Origin of the sequence: Streptococcus pseudopneumoniae (genome assembly GCF_001076775.1) — a bacterium.
Classification (GTDB): Bacteria; Bacillota; Bacilli; order Lactobacillales; family Streptococcaceae; genus Streptococcus; species Streptococcus pseudopneumoniae_G.
The window spans coordinates 12,237-38,676 of sequence record NZ_JVGV01000005.1; the positions used below are offsets into that span (position 1 = coordinate 12,237).

The 26,440-nt window shown below is 40.4% G+C and carries 22 protein-coding genes; 5 read left to right on the top strand and 17 right to left on the bottom strand.

Going from position 1 to position 26,440, the window contains the following annotated elements; all coding sequences use genetic code 11:
- Nucleotides 1-198: 198 nt before the first annotated feature.
- The 5 genes from ADJ60_RS00130 to ADJ60_RS00150 form a co-directional block, all read right to left on the bottom strand.
- A complete protein-coding gene (locus tag ADJ60_RS00130; RefSeq protein ID WP_049542533.1) occupies nucleotides 199-711 on the bottom strand; it encodes a GNAT family N-acetyltransferase in 513 nt (170 codons plus the stop codon).
- A 315-nt stretch (nucleotides 712-1,026) separates the two neighbouring features.
- A complete protein-coding gene (locus tag ADJ60_RS00135) occupies nucleotides 1,027-1,857 on the bottom strand; it encodes an energy-coupling factor transporter transmembrane component T family protein (protein WP_049542535.1) in 831 nt (276 codons plus the stop codon).
- Nucleotides 1,842-3,524, bottom strand: a complete 1,683-nt coding sequence (locus ADJ60_RS00140) for an ABC transporter ATP-binding protein (RefSeq protein WP_049542538.1) — start codon at nucleotides 3,522-3,524, stop codon at nucleotides 1,842-1,844. The genes ADJ60_RS00135 and ADJ60_RS00140 overlap by 16 nt, the downstream gene beginning before the upstream one ends.
- 168 nt (nucleotides 3,525-3,692) lie before the next feature.
- Nucleotides 3,693-4,238, bottom strand: a complete 546-nt coding sequence (locus ADJ60_RS00145; protein ID WP_033689391.1) for an ECF-type riboflavin transporter substrate-binding protein — start codon at nucleotides 4,236-4,238, stop codon at nucleotides 3,693-3,695.
- 15 nt (nucleotides 4,239-4,253) lie between these two features.
- Nucleotides 4,254-5,102, bottom strand: coding sequence for an SAM hydrolase/SAM-dependent halogenase family protein (locus ADJ60_RS00150; RefSeq protein WP_049542540.1), 849 nt, complete (start codon nucleotides 5,100-5,102; stop codon nucleotides 4,254-4,256).
- Nucleotides 5,103-5,290: 188 nt separating this feature from the next.
- Here ADJ60_RS00150 and trkA point away from each other — a divergent pair, with 188 nt between their 5' ends.
- On the top strand, nucleotides 5,291-6,640 hold the full coding sequence (gene trkA / locus ADJ60_RS00155) for a Trk system potassium transporter TrkA (protein WP_000691701.1): 1,350 nt from the start codon (nucleotides 5,291-5,293) through the stop codon (nucleotides 6,638-6,640).
- 3 nt (nucleotides 6,641-6,643) lie between these two features.
- Nucleotides 6,644-8,083 (top strand): TrkH family potassium uptake protein, encoded by a 1,440-nt coding sequence (locus tag ADJ60_RS00160; protein WP_049542542.1) that lies wholly within the window; start codon nucleotides 6,644-6,646, stop codon nucleotides 8,081-8,083.
- Between the two features lie 338 nt (nucleotides 8,084-8,421).
- Here ADJ60_RS00160 and pflB read toward each other — a convergent pair whose 3' ends face one another.
- Nucleotides 8,422-10,746: a formate C-acetyltransferase gene (gene pflB / locus ADJ60_RS00170; protein WP_000260631.1), complete on the bottom strand. Its 2,325-nt coding sequence runs from the start codon at nucleotides 10,744-10,746 to the stop codon at nucleotides 8,422-8,424.
- A 237-nt stretch (nucleotides 10,747-10,983) separates the two neighbouring features.
- Between pflB and dinB the strand changes: the two genes are divergently transcribed.
- A complete protein-coding gene (gene dinB, locus ADJ60_RS00175; RefSeq protein ID WP_049542547.1) occupies nucleotides 10,984-12,045 on the top strand; it encodes a DNA polymerase IV in 1,062 nt (353 codons plus the stop codon).
- Nucleotides 12,046-12,077: 32 nt separating this feature from the next.
- On the opposite strand, the gene ADJ60_RS00180 is transcribed toward dinB, so the two are convergent.
- Both ADJ60_RS00180 and ADJ60_RS00185 read right to left on the bottom strand, forming a co-directional pair.
- Nucleotides 12,078-12,923 carry an undecaprenyl-diphosphate phosphatase gene (locus ADJ60_RS00180; protein ID WP_049542549.1) on the bottom strand — a complete coding sequence of 282 codons (846 nt, stop codon included), beginning with the start codon at nucleotides 12,921-12,923 and terminating at the stop codon, nucleotides 12,078-12,080.
- Nucleotides 12,924-12,984: 61 nt separating this feature from the next.
- Nucleotides 12,985-14,874 (bottom strand): DUF2207 domain-containing protein, encoded by a 1,890-nt coding sequence (locus ADJ60_RS00185; RefSeq protein ID WP_049542551.1) that lies wholly within the window; start codon nucleotides 14,872-14,874, stop codon nucleotides 12,985-12,987.
- A 138-nt stretch (nucleotides 14,875-15,012) separates the two neighbouring features.
- Here ADJ60_RS00185 and ADJ60_RS00190 point away from each other — a divergent pair, with 138 nt between their 5' ends.
- Both ADJ60_RS00190 and ADJ60_RS00195 read left to right on the top strand, forming a co-directional pair.
- Nucleotides 15,013-16,578: an ABC transporter substrate-binding protein/permease gene (locus ADJ60_RS00190; protein ID WP_049542553.1), complete on the top strand. Its 1,566-nt coding sequence runs from the start codon at nucleotides 15,013-15,015 to the stop codon at nucleotides 16,576-16,578.
- Nucleotides 16,578-17,318 carry an amino acid ABC transporter ATP-binding protein gene (locus tag ADJ60_RS00195; RefSeq protein ID WP_049542555.1) on the top strand — a complete coding sequence of 247 codons (741 nt, stop codon included), beginning with the start codon at nucleotides 16,578-16,580 and terminating at the stop codon, nucleotides 17,316-17,318. The genes ADJ60_RS00190 and ADJ60_RS00195 overlap by 1 nt, the downstream gene beginning before the upstream one ends.
- Before the next feature lie 90 nt (nucleotides 17,319-17,408).
- Here ADJ60_RS00195 and ADJ60_RS00200 read toward each other — a convergent pair whose 3' ends face one another.
- The 9 genes from ADJ60_RS00200 to ADJ60_RS00240 all read right to left on the bottom strand — a co-directional run bounded on the left by ADJ60_RS00200 (nucleotide 17,409) and on the right by ADJ60_RS00240 (nucleotide 26,440).
- A complete protein-coding gene (locus tag ADJ60_RS00200; RefSeq protein WP_001130035.1) occupies nucleotides 17,409-17,624 on the bottom strand; it encodes a hypothetical protein in 216 nt (71 codons plus the stop codon).
- A gap of 835 nt (nucleotides 17,625-18,459) precedes the next feature.
- Nucleotides 18,460-19,710 (bottom strand): threonine ammonia-lyase IlvA, encoded by a 1,251-nt coding sequence (gene ilvA, locus ADJ60_RS00205; RefSeq protein ID WP_049542557.1) that lies wholly within the window; start codon nucleotides 19,708-19,710, stop codon nucleotides 18,460-18,462.
- Between the two features lie 112 nt (nucleotides 19,711-19,822).
- Nucleotides 19,823-20,845 (bottom strand): ketol-acid reductoisomerase, encoded by a 1,023-nt coding sequence (ilvC, locus tag ADJ60_RS00210; RefSeq protein ID WP_000290683.1) that lies wholly within the window; start codon nucleotides 20,843-20,845, stop codon nucleotides 19,823-19,825.
- A 65-nt stretch (nucleotides 20,846-20,910) separates the two neighbouring features.
- Nucleotides 20,911-21,387 (bottom strand): acetolactate synthase small subunit, encoded by a 477-nt coding sequence (gene ilvN / locus ADJ60_RS00215; RefSeq protein WP_001253803.1) that lies wholly within the window; start codon nucleotides 21,385-21,387, stop codon nucleotides 20,911-20,913.
- Entirely contained in the window at nucleotides 21,380-23,080 is a 1,701-nt protein-coding gene (locus tag ADJ60_RS00220; RefSeq protein WP_049542559.1) for an acetolactate synthase large subunit, read from the bottom strand. Before ADJ60_RS00220 ends, ilvN begins: the two co-directional genes overlap by 8 nt.
- A gap of 199 nt (nucleotides 23,081-23,279) precedes the next feature.
- Nucleotides 23,280-24,947, bottom strand: coding sequence for a DAK2 domain-containing protein (locus tag ADJ60_RS00225; protein ID WP_049542561.1), 1,668 nt, complete (start codon nucleotides 24,945-24,947; stop codon nucleotides 23,280-23,282).
- Between the two features lie 2 nt (nucleotides 24,948-24,949).
- Complete coding sequence (locus tag ADJ60_RS00230; protein ID WP_000216437.1) at nucleotides 24,950-25,315, bottom strand: Asp23/Gls24 family envelope stress response protein; 366 nt, start codon at nucleotides 25,313-25,315, stop codon at nucleotides 24,950-24,952.
- Between the two features lie 155 nt (nucleotides 25,316-25,470).
- Nucleotides 25,471-25,659 carry a 50S ribosomal protein L28 gene (gene rpmB, locus ADJ60_RS00235; protein ID WP_001140948.1) on the bottom strand — a complete coding sequence of 63 codons (189 nt, stop codon included), beginning with the start codon at nucleotides 25,657-25,659 and terminating at the stop codon, nucleotides 25,471-25,473.
- A gap of 106 nt (nucleotides 25,660-25,765) precedes the next feature.
- Nucleotides 25,766-26,440: a LiaF transmembrane domain-containing protein gene (locus ADJ60_RS00240; RefSeq protein ID WP_045612309.1), complete on the bottom strand. Its 675-nt coding sequence runs from the start codon at nucleotides 26,438-26,440 to the stop codon at nucleotides 25,766-25,768.

Consider the following 26,440-nt stretch of genomic DNA (forward strand, 5'->3'; position numbering starts at 1 on the left):
CTTACCTCACAACAGGTTTGAAGTAAATCAGCGAAACTACTTTCTTAGTATAACACTTTCAGAATCATTGTCAATAGAAACGACTTGATTTTTTCAATTTTTTCAAGCTATTTCTTGGGGTTTCTAGGAGAAAATTCTTAAATATCTGCAAAAATTGCTTACTCTTTTATACCTATCTGTGGACTGGGAATGATGATATTATGACCTCGTTATTTCAAATACTGCTGTATGAAGCCACTCATTATGAATTTGTAAGTCATTTTCTATAACCCTACTAAAGATGAAGCCATTTTTTAAAAGCACCCTCTGAGAGGCTAGATTACCTGTTGCCGTTCCTGCAATGATTCTATTGAAACCATAAGTCGTGAAGGCTTTTTCTAAAACGAGTTTAACCGCTTCGCTGGCATAACCTAAATTGCTAACATTTTCCCCAATCCTATACCCAAGCTCTGCTGTTTTTCGATTATTCTCTAAAACACTCAAATTGATTCTTCCGACCATAACTCCTTGTGCATCTCTAATAAGATGCATGTAGACATCATGATTCTCTTGTTCCCTTAACAATTCCCTCGTAATTTCTTTAAAAACTTCTGACTCAAAATAGTTAGCTGGTCTAGGAGATAAATTTCGTTCAAAATACTCTCGATTTTCTTTTTCAAAAGAATAGACGTCTAAACTATTTTCTTCAGACAACAGCTCTAAACTGATCATTACAAATCCTCTCCCATCATTATCTACATTCAAATTTTCTCATGTTTACACAAAGTGAAATTAACACGATTTAAATTAAGTACTTTTACTATTTTATATCGTCTCTACATTATGACACTGAACTTAGTTGAAAATGATTATATTTGAATAACTTTGATTTTGTAGTGTAAATTCTACTATAAAATATACAAACTAATTCATGTTTTGTCAAAAAGTTTCAAGTATACAATTATTAACTTTATTTCTCATACAATCTATCAATAAAAAGTTATAGAATAATTTCTCTTTACTTCTCTAATGAAAACTTTGACAATACTATTTCCAAGGGTTGTAAAATCGTCCCTGATTCTGCAAGACAAGTAGTAAACTAGCTACTAAAAACAAGGCTGCCAAGAGCAAGGTAAGATAGTCTCCTTTTTTCAAGGCTTGGTAACTATACCAAGTCCGCTTTTTCTCTTTTCCAAAGCGACGAAGCTCCATGGCGGTCGCGATGGTGTCAATGCGTTCTAGTGAGCTGAAAATCAGAGGAGTAATAATGCGCAAATTGCCTTTGATTCGTTGCATGAGAGAAGCTTTCTTGGATAATTCCATCCCACGCGCTTCCTGAGACATCTTGATAGTAAAGAATTCTTCCTGCAAATCTGGAATATAGCGCAAGGTCAGACTGACAGAATAGGCAATCTTGTAAGGCACACCGATTTGATTTAAACTAGAAGCAAACTGACTAGGATGAGTTGTCATCAAAAAGATAATAGCCAGAGGAATGGTGCAAAGGTACTTAATGGCCAGATTTAGCAGATAAAAGAGCTCTTGACTGGTCAGAGTGTAGGCACCGATTCCCTGCCAAATTACACTTCTCTCTCCGTAAAGTCCAACCCCATATTCGGGAGAAAAGAGATAGACCATCAAGACATTTAAAATAGCAAAGACAGTCGCAAAAACTGCCACAAAGGAAACATCTTTAAAGCGGATTTCTGACAAATAGAGGAGAAAGACCGAAAAGATGGCAATCAGAACAAGCAGTCTGGTATCATAGCTAATCATGGCCGCCAATGACACAAGGATGAAAAAGAGAAGTTTTCCAGCTCCTGACAAGCGATGAATCACAGTATCTCTATGCTGGTAACCAATTAATTTAGCTTGCATCCTTCTCTCCTTTCTTTGTAAAATGCCGTTAAAGCAAGTGGATCCACGTCTAGTTTCTTGGCCAAGTTAAAGATAGAGGTTTCTTTTAGATTGGCTTTTACTAACAACTCAGGATTGCTCAAAAGACTAGCTGGATCAGTATCGGCAATCAGTTCCCCATCCACCATGACAAGGGCCCGGTCTGAATAATCCAGCATCAATTGCATATCATGCGTAATCATGACAATGGTATGACCTTTTTGATGCAACTCTTCGAGAAATTCCATAATCTCAGTATAGTTCTTCTGGTCTTGACCTGCTGTCGGTTCATCTAAGAGGATAATTTCAGCTCCTAAAACCAAAATCGATGCAATAGTCACACGTTTTTTCTGTCCAAACGAAAGGGCAGAAATGGGCCAATTACGGAATTCATAGAGACCACAGATTTTCAAGGTTTCATAGACTCTCGTTTCAATTTCCTGCTCGTCCACACCTCGCAAACGAAGTCCCAGAGCCACCTCATCAAAAATCATATTGGTTGAAATCATTTGATTAGGATTTTGCAGCACATAGCCTACTCGTTCCGCCCGCTCTGCAACAGAATCTCCTTTGATATCCTGCTCTTCCCAAAGATAGCGGCCTTCAGTCTGAATAAAAGCACTTAGAGCCTTGGCTAGAGTTGATTTCCCTGCTCCATTTTTTCCGACAATGGCAATCTTTTCGCCCTTTTTAATATCCAGATAAATGGATTTTAAAATCGGTCTATCATCATAAGAAAAAGACACATCCTCTAGTCTAAAGAGTGACTGTAAATCTGGGGTTTCTTTTGCCAATTCCGTCTGTAACTGAACCTGACCTTTTGAGATGGACAAGTTATCCAGATCTGCTAATTGTTCTTCCTTAACTAAATCCACACCCAATTGACGGAGAGTGGTGAGATAAAGGGGTTCTCGAATCCCATTTTGTGCCAATAAATCAGTCGCTAGTAACTGATCAGGGCTCCCATTAAAGAGGATATGACCATCATTGATCAAGACAATCCGATCCACAGGGCGATGCAGAACATCCTCCAAACGGTGTTCGATAATAAGGGTCGTCGTCCCCTCTTCCTTATGAATCTGATCAATCAATTCGATAATATCCTGACCTGACTTGGGATCCAGATTGGCGAGTGGCTCATCAAACAAGAGAATCGGACTTTCATCAATCAAAACACCAGCCAGACTAACTCGCTGCTTTTGTCCACCTGACAAATCCTGAGGACGCTGCGGCAGTAAAGAAATAAGGTCCAGCTTTTCAGCCCATTTATGAACACGACTTTTCATCTCTTCTAGACTTGTTACATCATTTTCTAGCGCAAAAGCTAAGTCCTCTGCCACGGACAAGCCGATAAACTGCCCATCTGTATCCTGCAAAACTGTACTGACCAGATGAGATTTATCGTAGATGCTCATATCAAATGCTGCTTGCCCCCTGATCAAAAATTCTCCAGATGTCTGACCCTTGTAAATATTTGGAATAATCCCATTCAAACACTGACCCAAGGTAGACTTACCTGACCCAGATGGCCCAACAATTAAGACTTTCTCTCCCTTATAAATGGTTAAGTCCACTCCTTGCAAGGTCGGTTCTTGTTGCGTTTCATACTGGAAAGAGAAATCCTTCCACTCAATTATAGCTTCTTTCATCTTACTCTCTTCATTCGCTTCTTAGACTTCTATTTTATCATAAATCGAACCCTTCTTGCAGACTCTTCTATTAAAAACTTAGCGCCAACAAGATTCCTAGCCTAAATTGCTTACCCGACTAGTCTATAAACATCGAAAAAGACCGGTTGCCCAGCCTTTTCCTTTATGTTAATCCTTTTTCAAACTTCCTGAACGAGTCTGCGTACGTGAATAAGCTAGCAAGAGAAGGGTCCCTGCGATAGCTACAGTTACAGCATTAGCAATTCCCGCAACAATCCCTTGGGCAAATACTTTTTCTGCCGCTTCTTGATAAATCACAACATCTCCAAGTGGTGCCAAGACACCCCAAACAAGAGCATTTGCAACAATCTGAATGAGGTTAAAGAAGACAATATCCTTCAACTCAAAAACACCCTGTGTTACTCGAATGTATTTTCTAAAGAGTCCGACGGCTAGACCAAAGAGACCACTAGCAATAATCCAAGTCCACCAAAGACCGTAGCCAGCAAGAGAGTCCTTCACTGCATGACCAATTAAACCAACAAGTAATCCCACTAGAGGGCCAAAAATGATAGATAAGAGGCTCTGTACCGCATACTGAAGCTGGATGCTTGTATTTGGAACGGGTGTCGGAATGCTGATCATCCCGATGACAACAAAGAGCGCAGCTCCAACACCGATAGCAACAACTTGTTTAATTGATTGATTTTTCATCTATATTCTCCTATTTTATGATTCTATTTTCTTTATTTCAATGGTCCAAGATGAACCGACACCCACATTATAGGCCTTGGCAAAGGAACCTTGGTTGATAGCCAGACCTAAACGATAGAGAGAGTTGATGTAAAGGATGGGTTGCCCAATTCTCACATCTGCAAATGATTTGCCATAAACAACCTGATTTTGATAGACCAGCATATCAGCATGATAGATAGTCACTTCAAAACGGTCACCGAATGCTGGTCCCAGCTTGTAAAACTCTTCTCGTGTGATAGAGGTCCAGAGCGAGCCAAAACGCACATCCAGAATATCAATAGCTCCCTTCACCAGATGATCTTCTATGATGGTCTCTACGACTGGAAGCTCCACAATCTGATCCACACTGAGCTCTGGTCCCACTTCCTCAAAAGAAATGTGACCACTGGCCAGTTTAGCACCAGTATAGGCATAGACATCACGACCGTGGAAGGTATAAGAATGCTCTGTATTTTGACGTCTATTGGCCACTTCAGAAATCTCACGAATAGCTACAATGCCAACATGTTTCTTGATAAAAGAAAGCGTCCCATTATCTGGCGTGACAATGTATTGATTTTTTGCAGTCTTGGCAACCACACTCTTACGTTTCGAGCCGACACCTGGATCGACCACCGATACAAATGTCGTTCCCTCAGGCCAGTAATCCACCGTCTGAAAGAGACGATAGCTCCCCTCAAAAATATTATAAGGCGTGATATCGTGCGTCAAGTGATGGATTTTTAAGGTTGGAGACTCTTCTAAAGCCACTCCAATCATAGCCGATACCGCACCATCAACCAGACCAAAGTCTGATTGTAATACCAGTAAATTATTATTCATTTTATCTCCTTGTATATCCTTTATCATACCATATTTCAGAGAAAGGTGCTAATAGCTATTTCAATTGATTAGGGTATAGTTTTACCTTATAGCAAATTTCCTACTAAAAACTCTGGTGATTAGCTAGTAGGTGCATTTTTTCTTGAAAAAAGGTATGATAGTTACATAATGAAGAAGTAGGTTTTATTATGAAAATTATCCTTGTCGGAGGGGGAAAAGTTGGTTCTGCCCTCTGTCGCTCCTTGGTTGCAGAAAAGCATGATGTTTTGCTGATTGAGCAAGACGAAGCTGTCCTCAATCATATTGTCAATCGCTTTGATATCATGGGTATCCTTGGTAACGGGGCCGATTTTACCATCCTTGAGCAAGCCAGTGTCCAGGATTGTGATATCTTTATCGCTCTGACTGAATACGATGAAGTGAACATGATTGCAGCCGTTCTAGCAAAAAAAATGGGAGCTAAAGAGACCATCGTTCGGGTGCGGAACCCTGAATATTCTAACTCTTATTTCAAGGAAAAGAATATTCTCGGTTTTTCTCTTATCGTTAACCCTGAGCTCTTGGCTGCCCGCGCTATTGCCAATATCATTGACTTCCCCAACGCCCTATCTGTCGAACGTTTCTTTGGTGGACGGGTCAGCTTGATGGAATTCACTGTTAAATCCTCCAGTGGTCTTTGCCAAATGCCCATTTCTGATTTTCGGAAAAAATTTGGCAATGTCATTGTCTGTGCGATAGAGAGGGATCATCAAATTATCATTCCAAGCGGTGACATGACCATACAGGATAAAGATAGAATCTTTGTCACTGGTAACCGTGTTGACATGATGCTCTTCCATAATTATTTCAAATCTCGTGCCGTGAAGAGTCTTCTTATTGTTGGAGCTGGTAGAATTGCCTATTATCTACTAGGTATCCTCAAAGACAGTCGTATCGATACCAAGGTTATTGAAATCAATCCTGAAATCGCCAGCTTCTTTAGCGAAAAATTCCCAAATCTCTATATCGTTCAAGGAGATGGTACCGCAAAAGATATCCTGCTGGAAGAAAGTGCTCAAAACTATGATGCCGTTGCAACTCTAACAGGAGTCGATGAGGAAAATCTGATTACTTCTATGTTCCTTGACAGGGTAGGTGTACAGAAAAATATTACTAAGGTCAATCGTACCAGTCTCCTCGAGATCATCAATGCGCCTGATTTTTCAAGTATCATCACCCCTAAAAGCATCGCTGTAGATACAATCATGCACTTTATTCGTGGTCGGGTTAATGCCCAGTATTCAGACCTTCAGGCCATGCACCATCTAGCCAATGGCCAAATCGAAACCCTGCAATTCCATATCAAGGAAGCCAATAAAATGACTGCCAAACCTCTTTCTCAACTCAAACTGAAAAAAGGGGTTCTTATTGCAGCTATCATTCGAAAGGGCAAGACTATTTTCCCTACTGGAGAGGATATGTTGGAAGTTGGAGACAAGCTCCTAGTAACAACTTTGTTGCCAAACATCACTAAGATTTATGACTTGATCGCGAGGTAAGAAATGAATAAAAGTATGATTCGTTACCTCCTTTCAAAATTACTTTTGATTGAAGCTGTTCTTCTTTTGGTTCCTGTGTCTGTCGCTGTCTACTACCGTGAATCGAGCCAAGTCTTTACAGCTCTCTTTACAACAATTGGGATTCTCGTATTACTAGGCGGTTCAGGAATTTTACAAAAGCCAAAAAATCAACGGATTTATGCCAAGGAGGGAGTCTTGATTGTTGCCCTCTGTTGGATCCTTTGGTCCTTCTTTGGTGGTCTCCCCTTTGTTTTTGCTAGGCAAATTCCCAGCGTTATCGATGCCTTTTTTGAGATCAGTTCTGGCTTTACAACTACTGGAGCAACTATTCTGAATGACGTTTCAGTTCTCAGTCGTTCCCTCCTCTTCTGGCGAAGTTTTACCCACTTGATTGGAGGGATGGGGGTGCTTGTTTTTGCGCTTGCTATTATGGATAATGCCAAGAATAGCCACCTAGAGGTGATGAAGGCTGAGGTTCCTGGCCCTGTTTTTGGCAAGGTTGTATCCAAACTCAAAAATACTGCCCAGATTCTCTATCTCCTTTATCTAGCTCTCTTCTCCCTCTTTGTCATCATCTATTATCTGGCTGGTATGCCCCTATTTGATAGTTTTATCATCGCTATGGGTACTGCGGGTACAGGAGGTTTTACAGTCTATAACGACGGGATTGCCCACTATGGTAGCTCACTGATTACCTATCTGGTTAGTATCGGAGTTTTGGTTTTTGGGGTAAATTTCAATCTCTACTACTACCTTATGCTCCGTCGCGTCAAGGCCTTCTTTGGAGATGAAGAACTTCGAGCTTACTTGGTCATTGTTCTGGTTTCTACAGGCTTGATTAGCCTTAATACCCTCTATCTCTACCCAGGATTTTCCAAGAGCTTTGAAATGGCCTTCTTCCAGGTTTCCAATATTATTACGACGACTGGTTTTGGATATGGAGACATTACCAATTGGCCCCTCTTCTCCCAGTTTATCCTCCTCTTCCTCATGGGAATCGGTGGTTCTGCTGGTTCAACCGCAGGTGGACTCAAGGTTATTCGAGGTCTCATCCTTTCAAAAATTGCCAAAAACCAAATTTTGTCAATCCTATCGCCCCACCGTGTTTTGACCCTCCATGTTAATAAAACGGTAATTGACAAAGATACCCAACATAAGATTCTCAAGTACTTTGTCATCTATTCTATGATTTTGCTATCCCTTATCTTTATTGTCAGCCTAGATAGCAATGATTTTCTGGTTGTAACCAGTGCTGTCTTTAGCTGTTTCAATAACATCGGACCTATCCTAGGAACCACTTCTAGTTTCTCAATCTTTAGTCCTATCTCAAAAATTCTCCTCTCCTTTGCAATGATTGCAGGCCGCTTGGAGATTTACCCAATCCTCCTTCTCTTTATGAAGAGAACTTGGTCTAAGAGATAAAATACAACCACACCTTGTATCTTACAAAGTGTGGTGTTTTTATTTTCATACTCTTCGAAAATAAAATTCAAACCACGTCAGCTTCGCCTTGCCGTATATGTGTGACTGACTTTGTCAGTCTTATCTACAACCTCAAAGCGGTGCTTTGAGTAACCTGCGGCTAGCTTCCTAGTTTGCTCTTTGATTTTCATTGAGTATCAAATACCTCCCGCAACTCAACAAGTATCTTTGAATCCCGGTCAGACATTTCAGTACCTGACTTAAGGAATTTAAGATCCCAAAAAACAACCCTCAGTCGACTGACCGAGGGTTCCTTATTTCATTATTCAAGAACTTGATTAGCTCAACGCATCCAAGGCATCATCCATTGAAAGAACTTCGTGGAAGACACGTTGTGTCAATTCAGTTTTTTGTTCTGGAGTGAGGTATTTAGTGTTTACACAGTATCCAGAGATACGTACGATAACGTCTTCTCCTGACATAATCTTTTCGTAAACATCGTTCAAGTCCATAACGTTCAAGTTAACGTGTTGTCCACCGTTTTCGAAGTAACCATCAAGGATTGTTACCAAGTTGTCAACTTGTTCATCACGAGTCTTACCAAGAGCACGAGGTGAAACTTGTGTAGTCAATGAGATACCATCAGCTGCATAACTAAAGTCAAGGCTAGAAAGTGAGTTCAAGTTTTGCAACCATCCACCTTTAGCTTTGTTAGATGGGTTAGCACCTGGTGAGAAGAATTCAAGTTTAGACAAGTTCACAGAACCATCTTCGTTGAGGTATACACCTTTGTGAACTGGTGAGTTACCAGTTTGTTTAGAGTAAGCAACGTTAGATGTGATAGTCAAAAGTGAAACTGTAGCTTCTGCGTCTTTGTAAAGTTTGTGGCTACGTAGACGAGTTGTGTAAGCTTCGATCAACCATTCTGCCAATTCGTTTGAACGTGGATCATCTTCACCCCAACGTGGGTATTCACCGATTGTTTCGTAATCGTAGATGTAGCCATTTTCATCACGGATTGGTTTAACTGTAGCGTATTTGATAGCTGACAATGTATCAACAGTGTTGGCAAATCCACAGATACCGAATCCCATGTTAGCACGTTGTTTAGTTGGCAAGAAGGCCATTTGAACAGCTTCGTAGTTGTACTTATCAGTCATGTAGTGGATGATGTTCAAAGCATCTACGTAAGTGTCAGTCAACCAGTCAAGAGATTTTTCAAAGTTAGCTTTAACTGATTCAAATTCAAGAACTTCGTCACGGATTGGTTCGATGTCAAATACTTTGTAGTCTTTGTGAACATCGTCGTAACCACCGTTCAAACCAGTAAGAAGAGCTTTCAATACGTTTACACGCGCACCGAAGTACTGGATGTTGTGGCGTTGTTCTTCATTTTCTGGGTCAAGTGGAGACACACAGCATGAGATACAGCTCATTTCACCATATCCGTCTTTAGCCATTGTTGTTACACCTTCGTATTGGATAGAAGAGTGTTTGTGGCTCATGTGCATACAGTAGCGACGGAAGTTGTATGGCAATTTGTCAGTCCAAAGAACTGTCAAGTTTGGTTCTGGTGAGTTACCGATGTTGTCAAGAGTGTTCAAGAAACGGTAGTCCATCTTAGTAACACGGTGACGACCGTCGTTACCCATACCAGCCATAGAAGTTGTGATGAAGGTTGGGTCACCTGAGTACAATTGGTCGTAAGCTTTTGTACGAGCAAATTTAACTGTACGAAGTTTCATAACGAAATCATCAACGAATTCTTGGATTTCTGATTCAGTAAATGTACCACGAGCAAGGTCACGTTCTGCAAAGATGTCCAATACGATTGGCACACGACCTAGAGATGTAGCAGCACCGTTGATAACACGGCAGACAGACATGAAGGCGATGTTAACCCATTGGATAGCTTCTTTAACGTTCATCGCTGGTTTGCGAACATCAACTCCGTAAAGGTCACCCAAGCGAACAACTTGTTGCAATGCTTGGTATTGAAGGTTGATTTCTTCACGAAGACGGATTGTTTCTTCATCGATCTCTTCGATTGCATTCCAGTCGTTTACTTTTTCTTGCATCAAGTAGTCTGCACCGTAAAGAGCAAGACGTGCGTAAACACCGATGATACGTCCGCGTGAGTATGCATCTGGAAGACCAGTTACAGTGTGAGCGTGACGAGCGCGACGAATGTTTGAAGTGTAGGCACGGAAGATACCGTCGTTAACTGTTGTTACGTATTTAGTAAAGATTTCGTGAACAGCTGGATCTGGTTCGTATCCATTTTCTTTCAAAGTAGTTTCAGCCATACGGATACCACCTTTTGGCATGAAGTTCAATTTGAAGAGTTCATCGTTTTGGATACCGAAGATAACTTCGTTTTCTTTATCGATAAATCCTGCTGGAATGTCAGCAATAGATGTTGGACGAGTGTCCATTGGGAAACGAGTTTCTTCGTAGTGAGCCTTAGTTTCTTCTACAATTTTTTTGATGTGAAGTGAACGTTCTGTTGGTCCTGCAAGGAAGCTTTCGTCTCCATCATAAGGTGTGTAGTTAGCTTGTACGAAGCGTGATACACTTGCTTTTTCTTTCCAATCTACGCCTTTGAAGCCTTCCCAAGCTTTGTCAAAAATATCTTGTGCTTCAACAACTGTCTTAACAACCATGTTAATGTCCTCTTTTTTCTTTCTAGTAACAACCATCTGTTACATTCATGAGACAAGTATAACACACAGTAACCGATTTCAACAAGTAGAAAACCCTTATTTTTACACTTTCTTTTCTAAAACAGTCTATATTTTGTTCCAAACTGTATTATATTTTTGAAAAAACAAAGTCCTTTTTTCTTTTTTTCAGAAAAAAGGGTATAATAAGAGAAAATAAGCAGTAAAAAGGTGCTAGGCATGTTGATTTTCCCCTTATTAAATGATTTGTCAAGAAAAATCATCCATATTGACATGGATGCCTTTTTTGCTGCGGTGGAAATCAGAGATAATCCTAAACTCAGAGGAAAACCTGTCATTATCGGCAGTGACCCTCGGCAAACAGGTGGACGTGGTGTCGTTTCCACTTGTAGCTATGAGGCGCGCGCTTTTGGTGTCCATTCAGCCATGAGCTCTAAGGAAGCCTATGAGCGTTGTCCCCAAGCCGTCTTCATCTCAGGAAATTATGAAAAATACAAGGCTGTGGGACTCCAGATTCGAGCTATTTTTAAGCGCTATACAGATTTGATTGAACCTATGAGTATTGACGAAGCCTATTTGGATGTAACAGAAAATAATCTCGGTATCAAGTCAGCTGTCAAAATTGCTCGCCTCATTCAAAAAGATATATGGCAAGAACTCCATCTAACCGCTTCCGCAGGCGTTTCTTATAACAAATTCTTAGCTAAAATGGCTAGCGATTATCAAAAACCACATGGTCTGACAGTGATTCTACCTAACCAGGCTGAGGATTTTCTCAAACAAATGAATATTGCCAAGTTTCATGGAGTAGGAAAAAAGACGGTGGAACGGCTTCATCAAATGGGTGTTTTTACTGGCGCTGATCTACTTGAAGTTCCTGAAGTGACCCTAATAGACCGCTTTGGCAGACTGGGCTATGACCTTTATCGAAAGGCTCGAGGTATCCACAATTCCCCAGTCAAATCCAATCGTATCCGTAAATCAATCGGAAAGGAGAAAACCTATGGAAAGATTCTCCGTGCCGAGGAAGATATTAAAAAAGAGCTGACTCTTCTATCAGAAAGAGTCGCTCTCAATCTCAATCAGCAAGAAAAAGCTGGAAAAATTGTCATTTTGAAAATCCGCTACGAGGACTTTTCAACTCTCACTAAACGAAAAAGTCTGGCTCAAAAAACACAGGACGCTAGTCAGATAAGCCAAATAGCCCTGCAACTCTATGAAGAATTAAGCGAGAAAGAAAGAGGTGTACGCCTGTTGGGGATTACCGTGACTGGATTTTAAAACCTTGAAGAGCAGACCCTTCAAGGTTTTTCTTATACAAATAAACGGACAAAGCTATAAAGTAACAAAACACTACCAAGCACGATACGGTATTTACCGAAAAGGGTAAAGTCGTGTTTTTTCACATAGCTGGTCAAAAAGCGAATAGCCACCATGCTGACTGCAAAAGCGACTCCCATCGCAACCAAGAGCAAGAACAATTGCCCAAAACTCAAGAGCTGTCCTGCTTTTATAAATTTGAAAATCTTTAAGGCACTGGCTCCAAACATAACAGGAATTCCAAGATAGAAGGTAAATTCTGTCACAACAGAACGACTGGTTCCATTCAACAAACCACCGACGATTGTGGCTCCAGAACGGCTAGTTCCTGGTAAAAGGGCAAGAACTTGGAAGAGTCCGATATAGAAGGCTGTCGTATAAGGAAGCTTGTCCAACTCTGTTACACTTGGTTCGATAGCACGAGCTTTATTGCGCTTTTCCAAATAGATAAAGGCAATTCCATAGATAATCAACATAAGAGCAACAGAAACCATGTTATGGAAGTGGGTATCAAACCAATCATCAAATTTAAAGACGGCAAGTAAAGGCAAAGTGGCAACTAAGACCTTCAACCACAGTCTCCAAGTCTTACGAACTTCCTGCTTGTCCTTAGTCGGCTTGAAAGGATTGAGCTTGTTAAAGTAAATGACCATGACTGCTAAAATCGCACCAAGCTGAATCACTACATTAAACATGGACATAAAGGCTTCATTTTGATCTTGGTATTGGATAAATTCCTCTGCCAAAATCAAGTGACCTGTACTGGAAATCGGCAACCATTCCGTAATTCCTTCAACAATCCCGAAGAAGATAGATTTTAAAATTTCAATAAGATACATAGATTACTCCTTTTTTCTATCTTCCATTATAGCATACTTTTTCAGTCTATGGCAGTTCTCTTTAAAAGGCGCCGATACTTCCACCGCCACCGCCTCCAGAGAAGCCACCGCCAGAACTTCCACTTCCAGAAGATACGGAATAGGTACTTGCTGTATTTGCGATGCTGGCATAATGGCTCATTTGCGCGCTTGAATGATAAAACATACTGTGCCAGCCATAAGCTACATAGAGATTGATATCTGGATTTTCCACTTGAATATGATGAACCTTCATCAAATGACTGACCTTGTCCGCATAGCCAAATAAGGTTGCATAGACCAAGAGGCGATTCCAGACCACAATACTTTCCAATTCAGCCTGATCCAATCGTGCAATCTCACGCAACATATTTTCAAAACTGGTCCAGAGATAGTATACTTCTGCTCCTGCTTCATTTAGGACACCATCACGATTATCTAATCGAAGCTTCCAATAATAGAAAACAGCCAAAACCAAACCTAGAAAACCAAGTATAGGCAAGGGGAGGAAAAGATAGCCATAAACGTCTAAACTGTACAAGAACAAACCAAATCCGATAAATAGGGGCAAGATAGTCAAGACACCCATACCTAATTGCAAGGCCTTTTCCCCACCAGTTAAAGGACGATAATAATCTGGAAGTCCCCAGAAGATAACCCGATTTCTCACTCCTTCTTGCATCTGGTTCAATACTTCTTCAAAAGAAGATTTGAGTTGAAGCCCTCTTGCTTGAATCCGTTTTTCATCAGAGACTTTTGCTCTACGATAAAGACTATCAGATACCTTGTAATCCGCAAACAAATTGGAAAGAGTTTCTTCTTTTTTGCCTGAAAAAGCCAGATTTAGACAGTCTTTCTCAAAGCTTGACAAACCATCTTCTTTTACTAGCCTCAAACCAACTGCATCTCCTTCTGAAATGATAGAGACATTCCCACGGTCTATCACATCTAGTAAGGTAGCTTGAATAAGTTGATCAAAGGTAAATTTTCCAGCTCCCTTGACCAAGGGACTCACTTCCTCCAAGGAGGTCGAGTAGACAGCCTCTGATAAAACCATAGGCTCTAATTCCATTGGTGGTTCATAGATACGATGATTTTTGACATATTTGACCGAAGGAGTGGTCTTTCTTCTATAAATAAAATAAAAGCAAATACTCAATAACAAGGAGATAGAAAGTAGCGAAGGGAAGACCCAAGTAACGAGTTGTTTACTTTGCTCTTTTTCTTTAACAATCGAGTCTTCTATCTTATTAAACTCTTCTAAACGATTCCCTTTCAATCCCTGATCCCTAGCGCTAGCAAAATCAGTTCGAGACCAGTAGGCATGCAATTCAACTCCACGCTTAGGCGGAAGATTGTCTAAACGGATAGTATAATCAAGATTACTCTTTTCAACCGTTCCCTCTCTAAAGAGTTTCCCTGTATGGAAAAAGAGTTTTTCAGCCCCCTTGTCTCCCCTTACATGAAATTCAAACTTTCCAATAGCTCCTGAACTATCTGTCAGAGGTTGCCAATTTAATTCAGCGATATCATCATAAAGGAAAAGCAAATTCTTTAAGTTCCAGATAAGGTCAACTTCAACTGTGTCACCTTCCTGACCTGGATTATAAACTTTAACAGTATAACCATTTGCTCCTTCTATCACTTCGCTAGTAACGTCTGCTAGTTCAGCACCGTTTTTCGCAGTCTGAACCTTTGGATGAGGATCAATGTCAAATCCGCTAGGCATCTTGCCAGCACGTCCAAGTCCCACGATTTGGCCCTTAAAATCCTCCTCAAACTGGTAAACTATCTTCTGTCTAAATTCTGCCGTATTATCTGCATGAATATACAAATCTCCTTGATAAGAGTTTATCTTGAAATCAATAGCAAAAACAGAGAGTGGCAGAAGGCAAAACAAGCCTAACACCAGTAAGAAAAAAGTTTTTTTCATCAACTAAGCCCCCTTTTTATCTTTGTTATCATTATATCATTTTTTCATAAGTAAGGGCTTACCTATATTGAAAAATAGAGTTTTTTTCGATAAAATAGGAGACAGTTATTTTTTAATAGATTAGAAATAGGAGAAATCATGAGAAAAATATACTTATCTATTTTCACAAGTCTCTTGCTGATGCTGGGACTTGTCAATGTTGCTCAAGCTGATGAATATTTACGCATCGGGATGGAAGCAGCATATGCTCCCTTTAACTGGACTCAGGACGATGATAGCAATGGAGCTGTCAAAATCGATGGGACCAACCAGTATGCCAACGGATACGATGTTCAAATCGCCAAGAAAATCGCTAAGGACTTAGGTAAAGAACCTTTGGTTGTTAAAACCAAGTGGGAAGGTCTAGTCCCTGCCCTTACTTCTGGTAAGATCGATATGATTATCGCAGGTATGAGTCCAACTGCAGAACGCAAACAAGAAATTGCCTTTTCAAGCAGCTACTACACTAGCGAACCTGTTCTACTAGTCAAAAAAGATTCTGCCTATGCAAACGCCAAATCTTTGGATGACTTTAATGGTGCGAAAATCACTTCTCAACAAGGTGTTTACCTTTATGACTTGATCTCACAAATACCAGGTGCTAAAAAAGAAACAGCCATGGGAGACTTCGCTCAAATGCGCCAAGCTCTTGAAGCTGGTGTCATCGATGCCTATGTTTCTGAACGCCCAGAAGCTCTGACCGCTGAAGCTGCGAACTCTAAGTTTAAGATGGTCCAAGTAGAACCTGGTTTCAAAACTGGAGAAGAAGATACAGCGATTGCCATCGGACTTCGTAAAGATGACAATCGTATTAGCCAAATCAATGCCAGCATTGAAACCATTTCAAAAGATGACCAAGTTGCCTTGATGGATCGTATGATCAAGGAACAACCTGCCGAAGCTACAACAACTGAAGAGACTAGCAGTAGTTTCTTTAGCCAAGTCGCTAAAATTCTTTCTGAAAACTGGCAACAACTCTTACGTGGTGCTGGTATCACTCTTTTAATCTCTATCGTCGGAACCATCATAGGTCTCATTATCGGCCTTGCCATTGGTGTCTTCCGTACTGCTCCTCTATCTGAGAATAAAGCCATTTATGGCCTACAAAAACTAGTCGGCTGGATTCTCAATGTCTATATCGAAATTTTCCGTGGTACACCAATGATTGTTCAATCGATGGTTATCTACTATGGAACTGCCCAAGCTTTCGGTATCAACCTTGACCGTACACTAGCTGCTATCTTCATCGTTTCAATCAATACCGGTGCCTACATGACTGAAATCGTCCGTGGTGGTATCCTGGCAGTTGACAAGGGACAATTTGAAGCTGCGACTGCTCTTGGTATGACTCATAACCAAACCATGCGTAAGATTGTCCTACCTCAGGTAGTCCGTAACATCCTACCAGCAACTGGTAATGAATTTGTCATCAATATCAAAGATACATCTGTATTGAACGTTATCTCTGTTGTCGAACTTTATTTCTCAGGAAATACCGTGGCAACACAAACCTATCAATACTTCCAGACATTTACAATCATCGCCGTGATTTACTTTGTCCTCACCTTCACCGTAACACGTATCCTACGCTTCATCGAACGCCGCATGGACATGGATACCTATACTACAGGTGCTAACCAAATGCAAACGGAGGATTTGAAATAATGCCACAAGCAATCCTTGAAATTAAACACCTCAAAAAATCCTATGGACAAAACGAAGTGCTAAAAGACATTTCTCTCACTGTCCACAAGGGAGAAGTTATCTCTATCATCGGAAGCTCTGGAAGCGGAAAATCAACCTTCCTACGCTCCATTAACCTCCTTGAAACGCCAACTGATGGACAAATCCTTTATCATGGACAAAACGTCCTCGAAAAAGGCTATGACCTCACGCAATACCGTGAAAAGTTGGGGATGGTGTTCCAATCCTTTAACCTCTTTGAAAATCTTAACGTACTTGAAAACACAATTGTCGCTCAGACAACTGTCCTTAAACGCGAACGTACAGAAGCTGAAAAGATTGCCAAAGAAAACCTAGAAAAGGTCGGCATGGGAGAACGCTACTGGCAAGCCAAACCAAAACAACTCTCAGGTGGTCAAAAACAACGTGTAGCCATCGCTCGTGCCCTTTCAATGAATCCGGACGCCATTCTCTTTGATGAACCAACATCAGCTCTCGATCCAGAAATGGTTGGAGAAGTCCTCAAAATCATGCAAGATCTGGCTCAGGAAGGCTTGACTATGATTGTCGTAACCCACGAAATGGAATTCGCCCGTGACGTCTCTCACCGTGTTATCTTTATGGATAAGGGTGTGATTGCTGAAGAAGGCAAACCAGAAGACCTCTTCACCAATCCTAAAGAAGACCGTACAAAAGAATTCCTTCAACGCTATCTCAAATAAAAAGAAAAGGCTGCATCAACCGTGCAGTCTTTTTACTAGCCAAAAAATGAAAAGGCAGACCCTATTCAAGAATCCACCATTATCCAAAGATTAATCTTCAAATTTTTCATGATTTTTATCATAGAAATCAATTAAACCTAGAGCCGTTTCAAACGAAATATTTTTAACTTTTGCACGCCCCTGCGCTAGAGCAATGATAGACATTTCACGAGCATTCGTTTCTTTAGAGATACGGTAGCCTGTGATTTTCTTATCACGAACCCAGCCAACAACTGATTCTACTTTTTCAAAGTTTGACTTAGCCATGTCTTTCTCCTATTTTCTTATTTACGATATTTAATTGTATACGCTTTTATGCTTTTTGTCAATAAAAAAACATATATTCAATAAAATAAACGCCCTTATTTTTACTTGCTATCTTATTAAAGCTTATAATATATAGGTTTTTCACTGTCGAAAACAATTTTTATAGTTCTTTAAAACAATTGTATTATTAAATCTTATTTATGTAATAATATTCATATTTGACAGATGCTGATTCTCGATAATCTAGACATATTCTAATCTTATTTCATATTATTTATTCCACTGCAAAACAAAAAAATTTGACAAAATAATCTTCTGCTCTAAACCATTTCTAACGAGTATTTTTCTCCTTTTAGACTTTTTCATGTCTGCACCAGCATTCAATCATTTGGTCAACTTGTACTATTTATTTACTTTATCAAGTTTACTTTTTATTTCTCCTACCCATTAAAAAGCGAGTAGCTAGGAAACCGTAGTATTCTATGTTTCATTTTTCTACGGTCTTCATCTTCCGAGTATCCCGTCACTCTTCTCAGTAACCTCAGTATAAGGCTTCTCATTAGTATTGATTATTTTTTCTAATCCCTATTATATTTAGCTAAATTTCAGATTAGCTATATATAAAATAGTAGATTTCAAAAAACTCCTAACATATAACAAGTAATTTTACTCCCTTACTATAAACTGAATCAAAAAAACATAGGTACTATAATGAGTTATGATAGAAATAGCGTAATCGATTTCCTAAGTCCATAGGAATCGCCCCCTTTCTTCATCTTCATTATAGCACCTATACATCAATTGTGCAAATAATATGATATTTTTTTATTAGTCCTCAGACAAGCATATTATAGAGCGTTTCGTTACCATTTAAGTTAATATAAGCTGGATCAAAACCTTCCATTCGACGAATCAAGCCTGCATAATCATGCTTATCTGCCAAGGCAATCCCAATCAATACTGGGCCTGTCCCCTTGCTAGCTCGTTTGATATACTCAAAACGTGTGATATCATCATTTGGCCCCAAGATATCATTTACAAACTCACGCAAAGCCCCCGGACGCTGTGGAAAATTAACCACAAAGTAATGCTTGATCCCATCATAAATCAAGGCACGCTCTTCCATTTCCGGCATACGGTTGATATCATTATTTCCTCCAGAAATGATACAACAAATGGTTTTCCCCTTGATATATTCAGCCAAAACCTCTAAAGAAGCGATACTAGCAGCTCCAGCAGGTTCTGCGACAATCCCTTGCTTAGAGTAGAGGTCAATCAAGGTTTCAGAAATCAATCCCTCATCGACACCTACTAAGGTTTGAACATGTTGACGAGTTGCTTCATAGGTCAACTGACCTACCTTTTGCACAGCAATCCCATCCGCAAATTTGTCAATTTCTTTGAGTTTGACAGGCCCACCAGCTTCAAAGGCAGCCTTCATAGAACGCGCTCCATTAGCCTCTACCCCAATGACTTCAATTTCTGGACTTGTTTCCTTGATATAGGTAGAAACCCCAGCAATGAGACCACCGCCGCCAACAGGAACCAAAATAGCATCAAAATCAATCGATTCTTTTCGAGCTTCTTCTAAAATCTCATAAGCAACTGTCCCTTGACCCGCTTGAACATGGGCATCATCAAAGGGATCAATAAAGGTACGATTTTCAGAAACTGTAAATTCTTGAGCTGCTTTGGCTGAGGCATCAAAGGTATCCCCAACTAGTTTAATGGTTACAAAATCCCCACCAAAAAAGCGAACTTGTCCAATTTTTTGTTGCGGAGTAGTAATGGGCATAAAAATAGTAGCAGGAATTTTCATTTCATTACAGGTATAGGCTACTCCCTGCGCATGATTTCCCGCAGAGGCACAGACTACCCCACGCTCACGCTCTTCCTTGCTGAGCTGCGAAATGGCATAATAGGCACCACGGATCTTAAAAGAACGAACACGTTGAGCATTTTCCTTTTTCAAATAAATCTTAGCGCCATACTTCTCCGATAAATAATGGTCGTAATCCAGTGGGGTATTCACAACCACACCGTTCAAGACTTTATGAGCCTTGATTATATCTTTTGAACTTAACATCATTTTCTCCTAGACTATCTCATACTTATCGTAATCCATCTTTTAAAAAGAGATGAATTGATTATAAAAGCGAGTTAGTCCCCCAACTCGCCTTCACCTTACTTTCTATCAATTAGTTATAGATTTTGAATGCATCATCGTCGTTTTTACCAACGAATGGCATTGCTTTACGCAATTCTGCACCAACTTTTTCAATTTCAAGGTTAGCTGCTTGTTCACGGTAAGCAGTCAATTTTGGACGTCCAGCTTTATAGTCATTTACAAAGTCATTTGCAAATTTACCATTTTGGATGTCTGCCAAGACAGCCTTCATATTTTCTTTAACTTGTTCAGTGATTACACGTGGACCTGATACATAGTCACCGTATTCAGCAGTGTTTGAAATAGATTGACGCATTTTCTTGAATCCACCTTCGTAGATCAAGTCAACGATCAATTTCATTTCGTGAAGAACTTCAAAGTAAGCCAATTCTGGAGCGTAACCTGCTTCTGTCAAGACTTCGAAACCTGCTTCGATAAGGGCAGTCAAACCACCACAAAGTACAGCTTGTTCACCAAACAAATCTTCTTCAGTTTCTTCTTTATATGTTGTTTCAAGAAGACCTACACGAGCTGCTCCAACACCTTTACACCAGTCCATAGCAATGTTTTTAGCATTTCCTGTTGCATCTTGGTATACTGCGTAAAGAGCTGGAACACCAAATCCTTCTTCATAAGTACGACGCACCAAGTGTCCTGGTCCTTTAGGAGCACACATAAAGACATCTACATCCGCAGGAACTTTGATAAATTCAAAGTGGATGTTGAAGCCATGGGCAAACCCAACTGCATTTCCAGCTTCCAAGTTTGGAGCGATTTCTGCTTCGTACAATTCTTGTTGGATTTCGTCTGGTGCCAAAATCATGATAACGTCAGCCAATTTAGTAGCTTCTGCTACTGTGTAAGTGTCAAATCCATCTTCTTTTGCTTTATCAAAAGATTTACCTGGACGTACACCGATGATGACATCGCGACCTGAATCACGCAAGTTTTGCGCATGCGCATGTCCTTGTGAACCATAACCGATAACGGCAATTTTTTTACCGTCAAGTGCTGCTACTTTAACATCTTTTTCGTATTCCATTTGAACTGCCATAGTTTTTTCTCTCTTTTCTATTATTTATTGCCTTTTAGGCTGGTTTAACAAATTTAAGTCGATTTTTAATCGCGGGTAAATCCAGTTGCTCCCGTTCGAGCAATATTACGAATACCGTATGGTCGAATGACTCGCAATAGAGCTTCACTCTTTTCAGCATTTCCTGTCATCTGAATGGTAATCGAGCTTGGCGCTACATCTACCACCGTTGCACGGAAAGGTTGAATAATCGCTAGAATCTCAGCGCGCTTCTCAGCTGGCGCTGACATCTTAACCAAAATCACCTCGCGCTCCAAATGAGGCTTGTCTGTAATATCACGAATGCGAATCACATCAATCTGACGATTGAGCTGTTTGATAATTTGCTCCACCTCATCATGTGAAGCAACATCAATAATAATAGTGATCCGCGATACATTCGGATCTTCTGTTGCTCCAACAGAGATGCTTTCAATATTAACCTGACGACGAGACAGGACACCGGTAAAGCGATTGAGGACTCCTGATCGATTCTGTAGTTTTGCTGTTAACATTCTACGCATGGAACTTCACCCCCAACATCTCATGATTACTCTTACCAGCTGGTACCATCGGTAACACCTGCTCCTTACGAGAAATATCTACCTCGATTAGCATAGGAATATCCTCAGTGATGACTTCAAGATCTTGAGCCAAGGTCTCAGGATTATCAAACTTATAGTTTTTAATGCCATAAGCCTGTGCCATCAATTGGAAATCAGGAAGGGTATCAAAGACTGACTCTGATGTTCTACCTTCATAGAAGGATTCCTGCCACTGGCGAACCATTCCAAGTGAGTGATTGTTCAGCATAACCACCTTGATTGGCACTTTGTAAATATTCAAAATAGCCAATTCTTGGTTGGTCATTTGGAAACCACCATCCCCAACAAACAAGACTACTTCCTTATCTGGGTTAGCAATTTTAGCTCCAATTGCTGCTGGAATTCCAAATCCCATCGTTCCCAAACCACCTGAAGTCACTAACTGACGTTCATTTTGGTAGGGATAATACTGGGCTGTCCACATTTGGTGTTGTCCTACGTCTGTTACCACAATGGCATCTCCATTCGTCAACTCACCGATGCGTTCAATAACAGCTTGCGGCTGAACCACACGTTCTTTCTTATCATAAGAACGAACACGGTTCTTGTCTTTAGTAACTTTCTCAATCCATTTCTCAGTATTGTTATGAACTGTCGGTTCTGCTAGTAACATTTGCAAGGCTTTCTTAGCATCTCCAACTACTGGAATATCTGCACTGATAATCTTGCCAATCTCGGCAGGGTCAATATCAATGTGGGCAACCTTAGCATTCTTAGCGAAGGTCTTAGGATTCCCCGTCAAGCGGTCATCAAAACGGCAACCAATACTAATCATAAAATCAGCTTCTGTCATGGCAATATTAGCTGCAAATGATCCGTGCATGCCTCCCATTCCAAGGAATAATGGATGACTCGTTGCAATCGTACCTTGCCCTAAAAGGCTGGTTACCACTGGAATTTGATATCGTTCTGCAAATTCATTTAATTCTGCAGCTGCTTCAGCATAACTAATTCCACCACCAGCTAGCAAGACTGGCTTTTTAGCCTTGGATAATTGTTTCAAGATTTTCTTGATTTGCATATCATTCGGCTCAAGAGTTGGCTGATAGCTTGGTAGGTTCACTTCTGATGAATAAATGAAGTCTGTTTCTAAAGCAGATACGTCTTTAGGTAGGTCAATTACAACTGGCCCTGGACGTCCTGTAGTTGCTATATGAACAGCTTCTGTAATGATACGAGGAATATCAGCTGTCTCACGAACTTGGTAATTGTACTTAGTGATTGGCATGGTAATTCCCACGATGTCTGCCTCCTGAAAGGCATCCTTCCCAATCCCTGCTCGCGCCACCTGACCTGTAAAGACCAAAAGGGGAACACTGTCGCTCATAGCATCCGCAATCCCTGTAATTGCATTTGTTGCTCCTGGTCCGCTAGTGACGACGGCAACACCCAACTTTCCAGTTGATTTGGAATAACCTTCAGCTTCATGCAAACAACCTTGCTCATGGCGTCCTAGAATGTGGCGAATGCCTTTAAAATTATATATCGCATCATAAAAAGGCAAGACCGCACCACCAGGATAACCAAAGATGGTATCAATTCCTAAATCACGAAGTGTTTCCAAAACTAGGTCCGACCCCGTCTTAGGAGATTCTAAACTGATTTTCTCCATTGTTCCCCTTTCTCTTCACTAAAAAATAACTTGTTACTATCATACCATTTTTTCAAAATTTTTCAAGAGAAAAGAAGAAATTTTCTGAATTTTCTATTTTAACGTTTATTTATGAATGTTATTTTTGTTTTTATTAAAAAGATACCGATTTCATTATTCAAAAAGAAAAAAGAACTGATTTCTCAGTTCTTCATTAATCTTATTCCACACTAAATAGGTATGGGTAAACTGGTTGTTGGCCTTGGTGGATTTCGACTTCAACGTCTTCGAATTCTTCTGCGATTTCTTGGGCAATTTCATTGGCAAGTTCTTCGCTTCCGTCTTCACCGACATAGAAGGTTACGATTTCACTGTCTTCATCCAACATATGTTTCAATGTTTCTGTCAAGGTTTGGTGCATGTCAGGGTTTGACACGAGGATTTTCCCATCCACCATACCAAGATTATCGTTTTCATGGATTTCTAAGCCATCAATGGTTGTATCACGAACGGCTGTTGTGACGCTTCCACTAATGACATCGCTAAGAGCAGCAGTCATACGCTCTTGGTTTTCTTCGATGGACTTGCTTGGATCAAAGGCAAGAAGACTTGTCAAACCTTGAGGAAGAGTACGAGCCTCTACCACTACTGCTGGTTGCTCCAAAACTTCTGCTGCAGATTGAGCTGCCATGAAGATATTCTTGTTGTTTGGCAGGAAGATGATGTTACGAGCGTTGACCTGTTCAACGGCCTTGATAAAGTCTTCTGTTGAAGGGTTCATAGTTTGACCGCCTTCGATAACATAATCCACACCTTGAGAACGGAAGATATCTGCTAGACCTTTACCAGCCACCACAGCAATCAAAGCATACTCTTTTTCTTCAGCCGGCTTGCTAACTTGAGCAACTTCTTTCTCAACCTGTGCTTCGTGTTGGTTACGCATATTGTCAACTTTTACCTTGACCAAGCTACCATATTTGAGACCTTCTTGCATAACAAGTCCTGGATCTTCTGTATGGACATGAACTTTGACGATTTCATCATCGTTAACAACGAGGAGAGAATCCCCAAGTTCATTCAAGTAGTTACGGAACTCGTCATAGTCAAAATCTTTAGCATAGGTTGGACCTTGCTTAAGAGCTACCATGATTTCAGTACAATAACCAAAGGTAATGTCCTCAGTCGCTACATGACCAGCTACAGACTTATGATGTTCAGCATTGATCATTTCACTCATGTTGGCTGGAGTCGCTACAAAATCCTCAGATGCAATATATTCGCCAGTAAGGGCTGAAAGGAAACCTTCGTAGATGAAGACCAGTCCTTGACCACCTGAGTCCACAACGCCAACTTCTTTCAATACTGGAAGCATGTCTGGCGTTTTAGCTAGAGCTGTTTTAGCACCTTCCAAGGCTGCGCGCATGACTTCAACAGCATCATCTGTCTGCTCAGCCTTTTTCTTAGCACCGATAGCAGCCCCACGAGAAACTGTCAAAATCGTTCCTTCAACTGGCTTCATCACTGCCTTATAAGCAACTTCCACACCTGATTGGAAGGCAAGGGCCAAGTCTTGACCTGTTAACTCGTCTTTATCCTTGATGGCTTGTGAAAATCCACGGAAAAGCTGAGACGTAATAACTCCTGAGTTTCCACGCGCACCCATCAAAAGACCTTTGGCAAGAATGCTCGCTACCTCGCCAACTGTAGAAGCTGGCTTATCTGCAACTTCTTTAGCACCATTTTCAATGGTCATTCCCATGTTTGTTCCAGTATCTCCATCTGGAACGGGAAAGACGTTTAATGAATTGACATATTCAGCTTGCTTATTCAAGCGAGTTGATGCAGCCTGCACCATTTCTTGAAATAAGCTAGTAGTAATTTTTGACACGGTTATTCTCCTACAACTTTGATATTTTGAATGTAGACATTTACAGTCTGAGCAGTAATTCCAAGTTGGTTTTCCAAACTAAAACGAACACGCTCTTGAATGTTTTTTGACACTTCGCTAATCTTTGTTCCGTAGCTCAACACGGTATATACATCAACTGCAATACTGCCATCTTCGGCCGCTTTTACGACGACACCTTTGGAATAATTTTCCTTACCTAGAAGGGCTTGGAAATTATCTTTGAGGGCATTTTTACTAGCCATACCGACCACACCAAAAATCTCAGTTGCTGCTCCACCTACGACGGTTGCAATCACTTCATCTGTTAGTTCGATTTGACCATCTTTTGTATTAATTTTTACAGTCATCCTTTTTACCTCAACTAGTTGATACTCTATTTTATCATATTTCAGCCCAAGTGTAAAAGCAGAATACTGTATCAGCGGATATTTACTCTATTTTTCAAATGATTTTATATCTACAGTAAAAGAAAAAAGACCCTAAGGTCTCCTTACTTTTATTATTAAACGCGTTCAACTTTACCTGATTTCAAAGCACGAGCTGAAGCCCAAACTTTTTTAGGTTTACCATCGATAAGAACAGTAACTTTTTGAAGGTTTGGTTTTACGGCACGTTTTGTTTGGTTCATCGCGTGTGAACGGTTGTTTCCTGATACAGTCTTACGACCTGTAAAGTAACATACTTTAGCCATTTGTGTTTTCCTCCTATTAGATCTAATATAGCGGATGTGCTAGCACCACATACCGTACTATGTTATCACACTTTCTTCATTTTTGCAAGGGAATTGGAAGATTTTTTTATTTAACGTAGACAATCCCCAACTTCCCAAAAGCCACTTCACCGCGAATAATCAAGGTTTTGCTGGTTGGGGATAGAGGAGTATCTGCCTTGGCTGCACCAAAGGATGTTTCTACTTTCAAATCGACACGCCAGTGTTGTGGAACATAGACGGTTGCATTTCCGAAAGCAACTTCGATATTTAAAGTTGCAAAATCACCTAACATCTCTGCATTGTCATAGTAGATTTTTGCATTTCCAAAAGCAACTTCTACTTGGTCGTCTACAAGATCTTGATCTTGTTTATAGAAAGTCCCACTTCCAAAAGCGACTTCCTTGTCTGTCAGAATGGTCTTTTCACCGTCATACCACCATTTCTTACCATTCCATGTTCTGTTAGAGTGAGTCAAATAATTAACTCCAAGAACAATTAGAATACTGGCCCAGAACAGTGATTGATTGGGAATCGGTAAAATATCATAAAAGTGGTTAGCAATCATTACTGCTACTAGAGCTGTAAAAACTGCTGAAGTCAGATGACGACGAAGCAAAGCCTCAACTGATTGGTAGGTAAAAAATCCAATACCAATCAAAGGCCAAATGTGCCCTCCTAGAGAAGGGATTCCAAAATTTCCTTGCAATAATACTAAAGCTGCCAATACTAGCAACACAATACCAAATGCTTTCTTTTTCAT

Excerpts from the sequence above, each read along its gene's own strand:
- ADJ60_RS00150 (WP_049542540.1), bottom strand. The coding sequence starts at position 5,102 with ATGAATAATAATTTACTGGTATTACAATCAGACTTTGGTCTGGTTGAT.
- ADJ60_RS00130 (WP_049542533.1), bottom strand. The coding sequence starts at position 711 with ATGATCAGTTTAGAGCTGTTGTCTGAAGAAAATAGTTTAGACGTCTAT.
- ilvC (WP_000290683.1), bottom strand. The coding sequence starts at position 20,845 with ATGGCAGTTCAAATGGAATACGAAAAAGATGTTAAAGTAGCAGCACTT.
- ADJ60_RS00195 (WP_049542555.1), top strand. The coding sequence starts at position 16,578 with ATGCCACAAGCAATCCTTGAAATTAAACACCTCAAAAAATCCTATGGA.
- ADJ60_RS00220 (WP_049542559.1), bottom strand. The coding sequence starts at position 23,080 with ATGGAGAAAATCAGTTTAGAATCTCCTAAGACGGGGTCGGACCTAGTT.
- ADJ60_RS00185 (WP_049542551.1), bottom strand. The coding sequence starts at position 14,874 with ATGAAAAAAACTTTTTTCTTACTGGTGTTAGGCTTGTTTTGCCTTCTG.
- ADJ60_RS00230 (WP_000216437.1), bottom strand. The coding sequence starts at position 25,315 with ATGACTGTAAAAATTAATACAAAAGATGGTCAAATCGAACTAACAGAT.
- pflB (WP_000260631.1), bottom strand. The coding sequence starts at position 10,746 with ATGGTTGTTAAGACAGTTGTTGAAGCACAAGATATTTTTGACAAAGCT.
- ilvA (WP_049542557.1), bottom strand. The coding sequence starts at position 19,710 with ATGTTAAGTTCAAAAGATATAATCAAGGCTCATAAAGTCTTGAACGGT.
- ADJ60_RS00160 (WP_049542542.1), top strand. The coding sequence starts at position 6,644 with ATGAATAAAAGTATGATTCGTTACCTCCTTTCAAAATTACTTTTGATT.
- ADJ60_RS00145 (WP_033689391.1), bottom strand. The coding sequence starts at position 4,238 with ATGAAAAATCAATCAATTAAACAAGTTGTTGCTATCGGTGTTGGAGCT.
- trkA (WP_000691701.1), top strand. The coding sequence starts at position 5,291 with ATGAAAATTATCCTTGTCGGAGGGGGAAAAGTTGGTTCTGCCCTCTGT.
- ADJ60_RS00135 (WP_049542535.1), bottom strand. The coding sequence starts at position 1,857 with ATGCAAGCTAAATTAATTGGTTACCAGCATAGAGATACTGTGATTCAT.
- ilvN (WP_001253803.1), bottom strand. The coding sequence starts at position 21,387 with ATGCGTAGAATGTTAACAGCAAAACTACAGAATCGATCAGGAGTCCTC.
- rpmB (WP_001140948.1), bottom strand. The coding sequence starts at position 25,659 with ATGGCTAAAGTATGTTACTTTACAGGTCGTAAGACTGTATCAGGAAAC.
- ADJ60_RS00180 (WP_049542549.1), bottom strand. The coding sequence starts at position 12,923 with ATGTATCTTATTGAAATTTTAAAATCTATCTTCTTCGGGATTGTTGAA.
- ADJ60_RS00240 (WP_045612309.1), bottom strand. The coding sequence starts at position 26,440 with ATGAAAAAGAAAGCATTTGGTATTGTGTTGCTAGTATTGGCAGCTTTA.
- dinB (WP_049542547.1), top strand. The coding sequence starts at position 10,984 with ATGTTGATTTTCCCCTTATTAAATGATTTGTCAAGAAAAATCATCCAT.
- ADJ60_RS00200 (WP_001130035.1), bottom strand. The coding sequence starts at position 17,624 with ATGGCTAAGTCAAACTTTGAAAAAGTAGAATCAGTTGTTGGCTGGGTT.
- ADJ60_RS00140 (WP_049542538.1), bottom strand. The coding sequence starts at position 3,524 with ATGAAAGAAGCTATAATTGAGTGGAAGGATTTCTCTTTCCAGTATGAA.
- ADJ60_RS00190 (WP_049542553.1), top strand. The coding sequence starts at position 15,013 with ATGAGAAAAATATACTTATCTATTTTCACAAGTCTCTTGCTGATGCTG.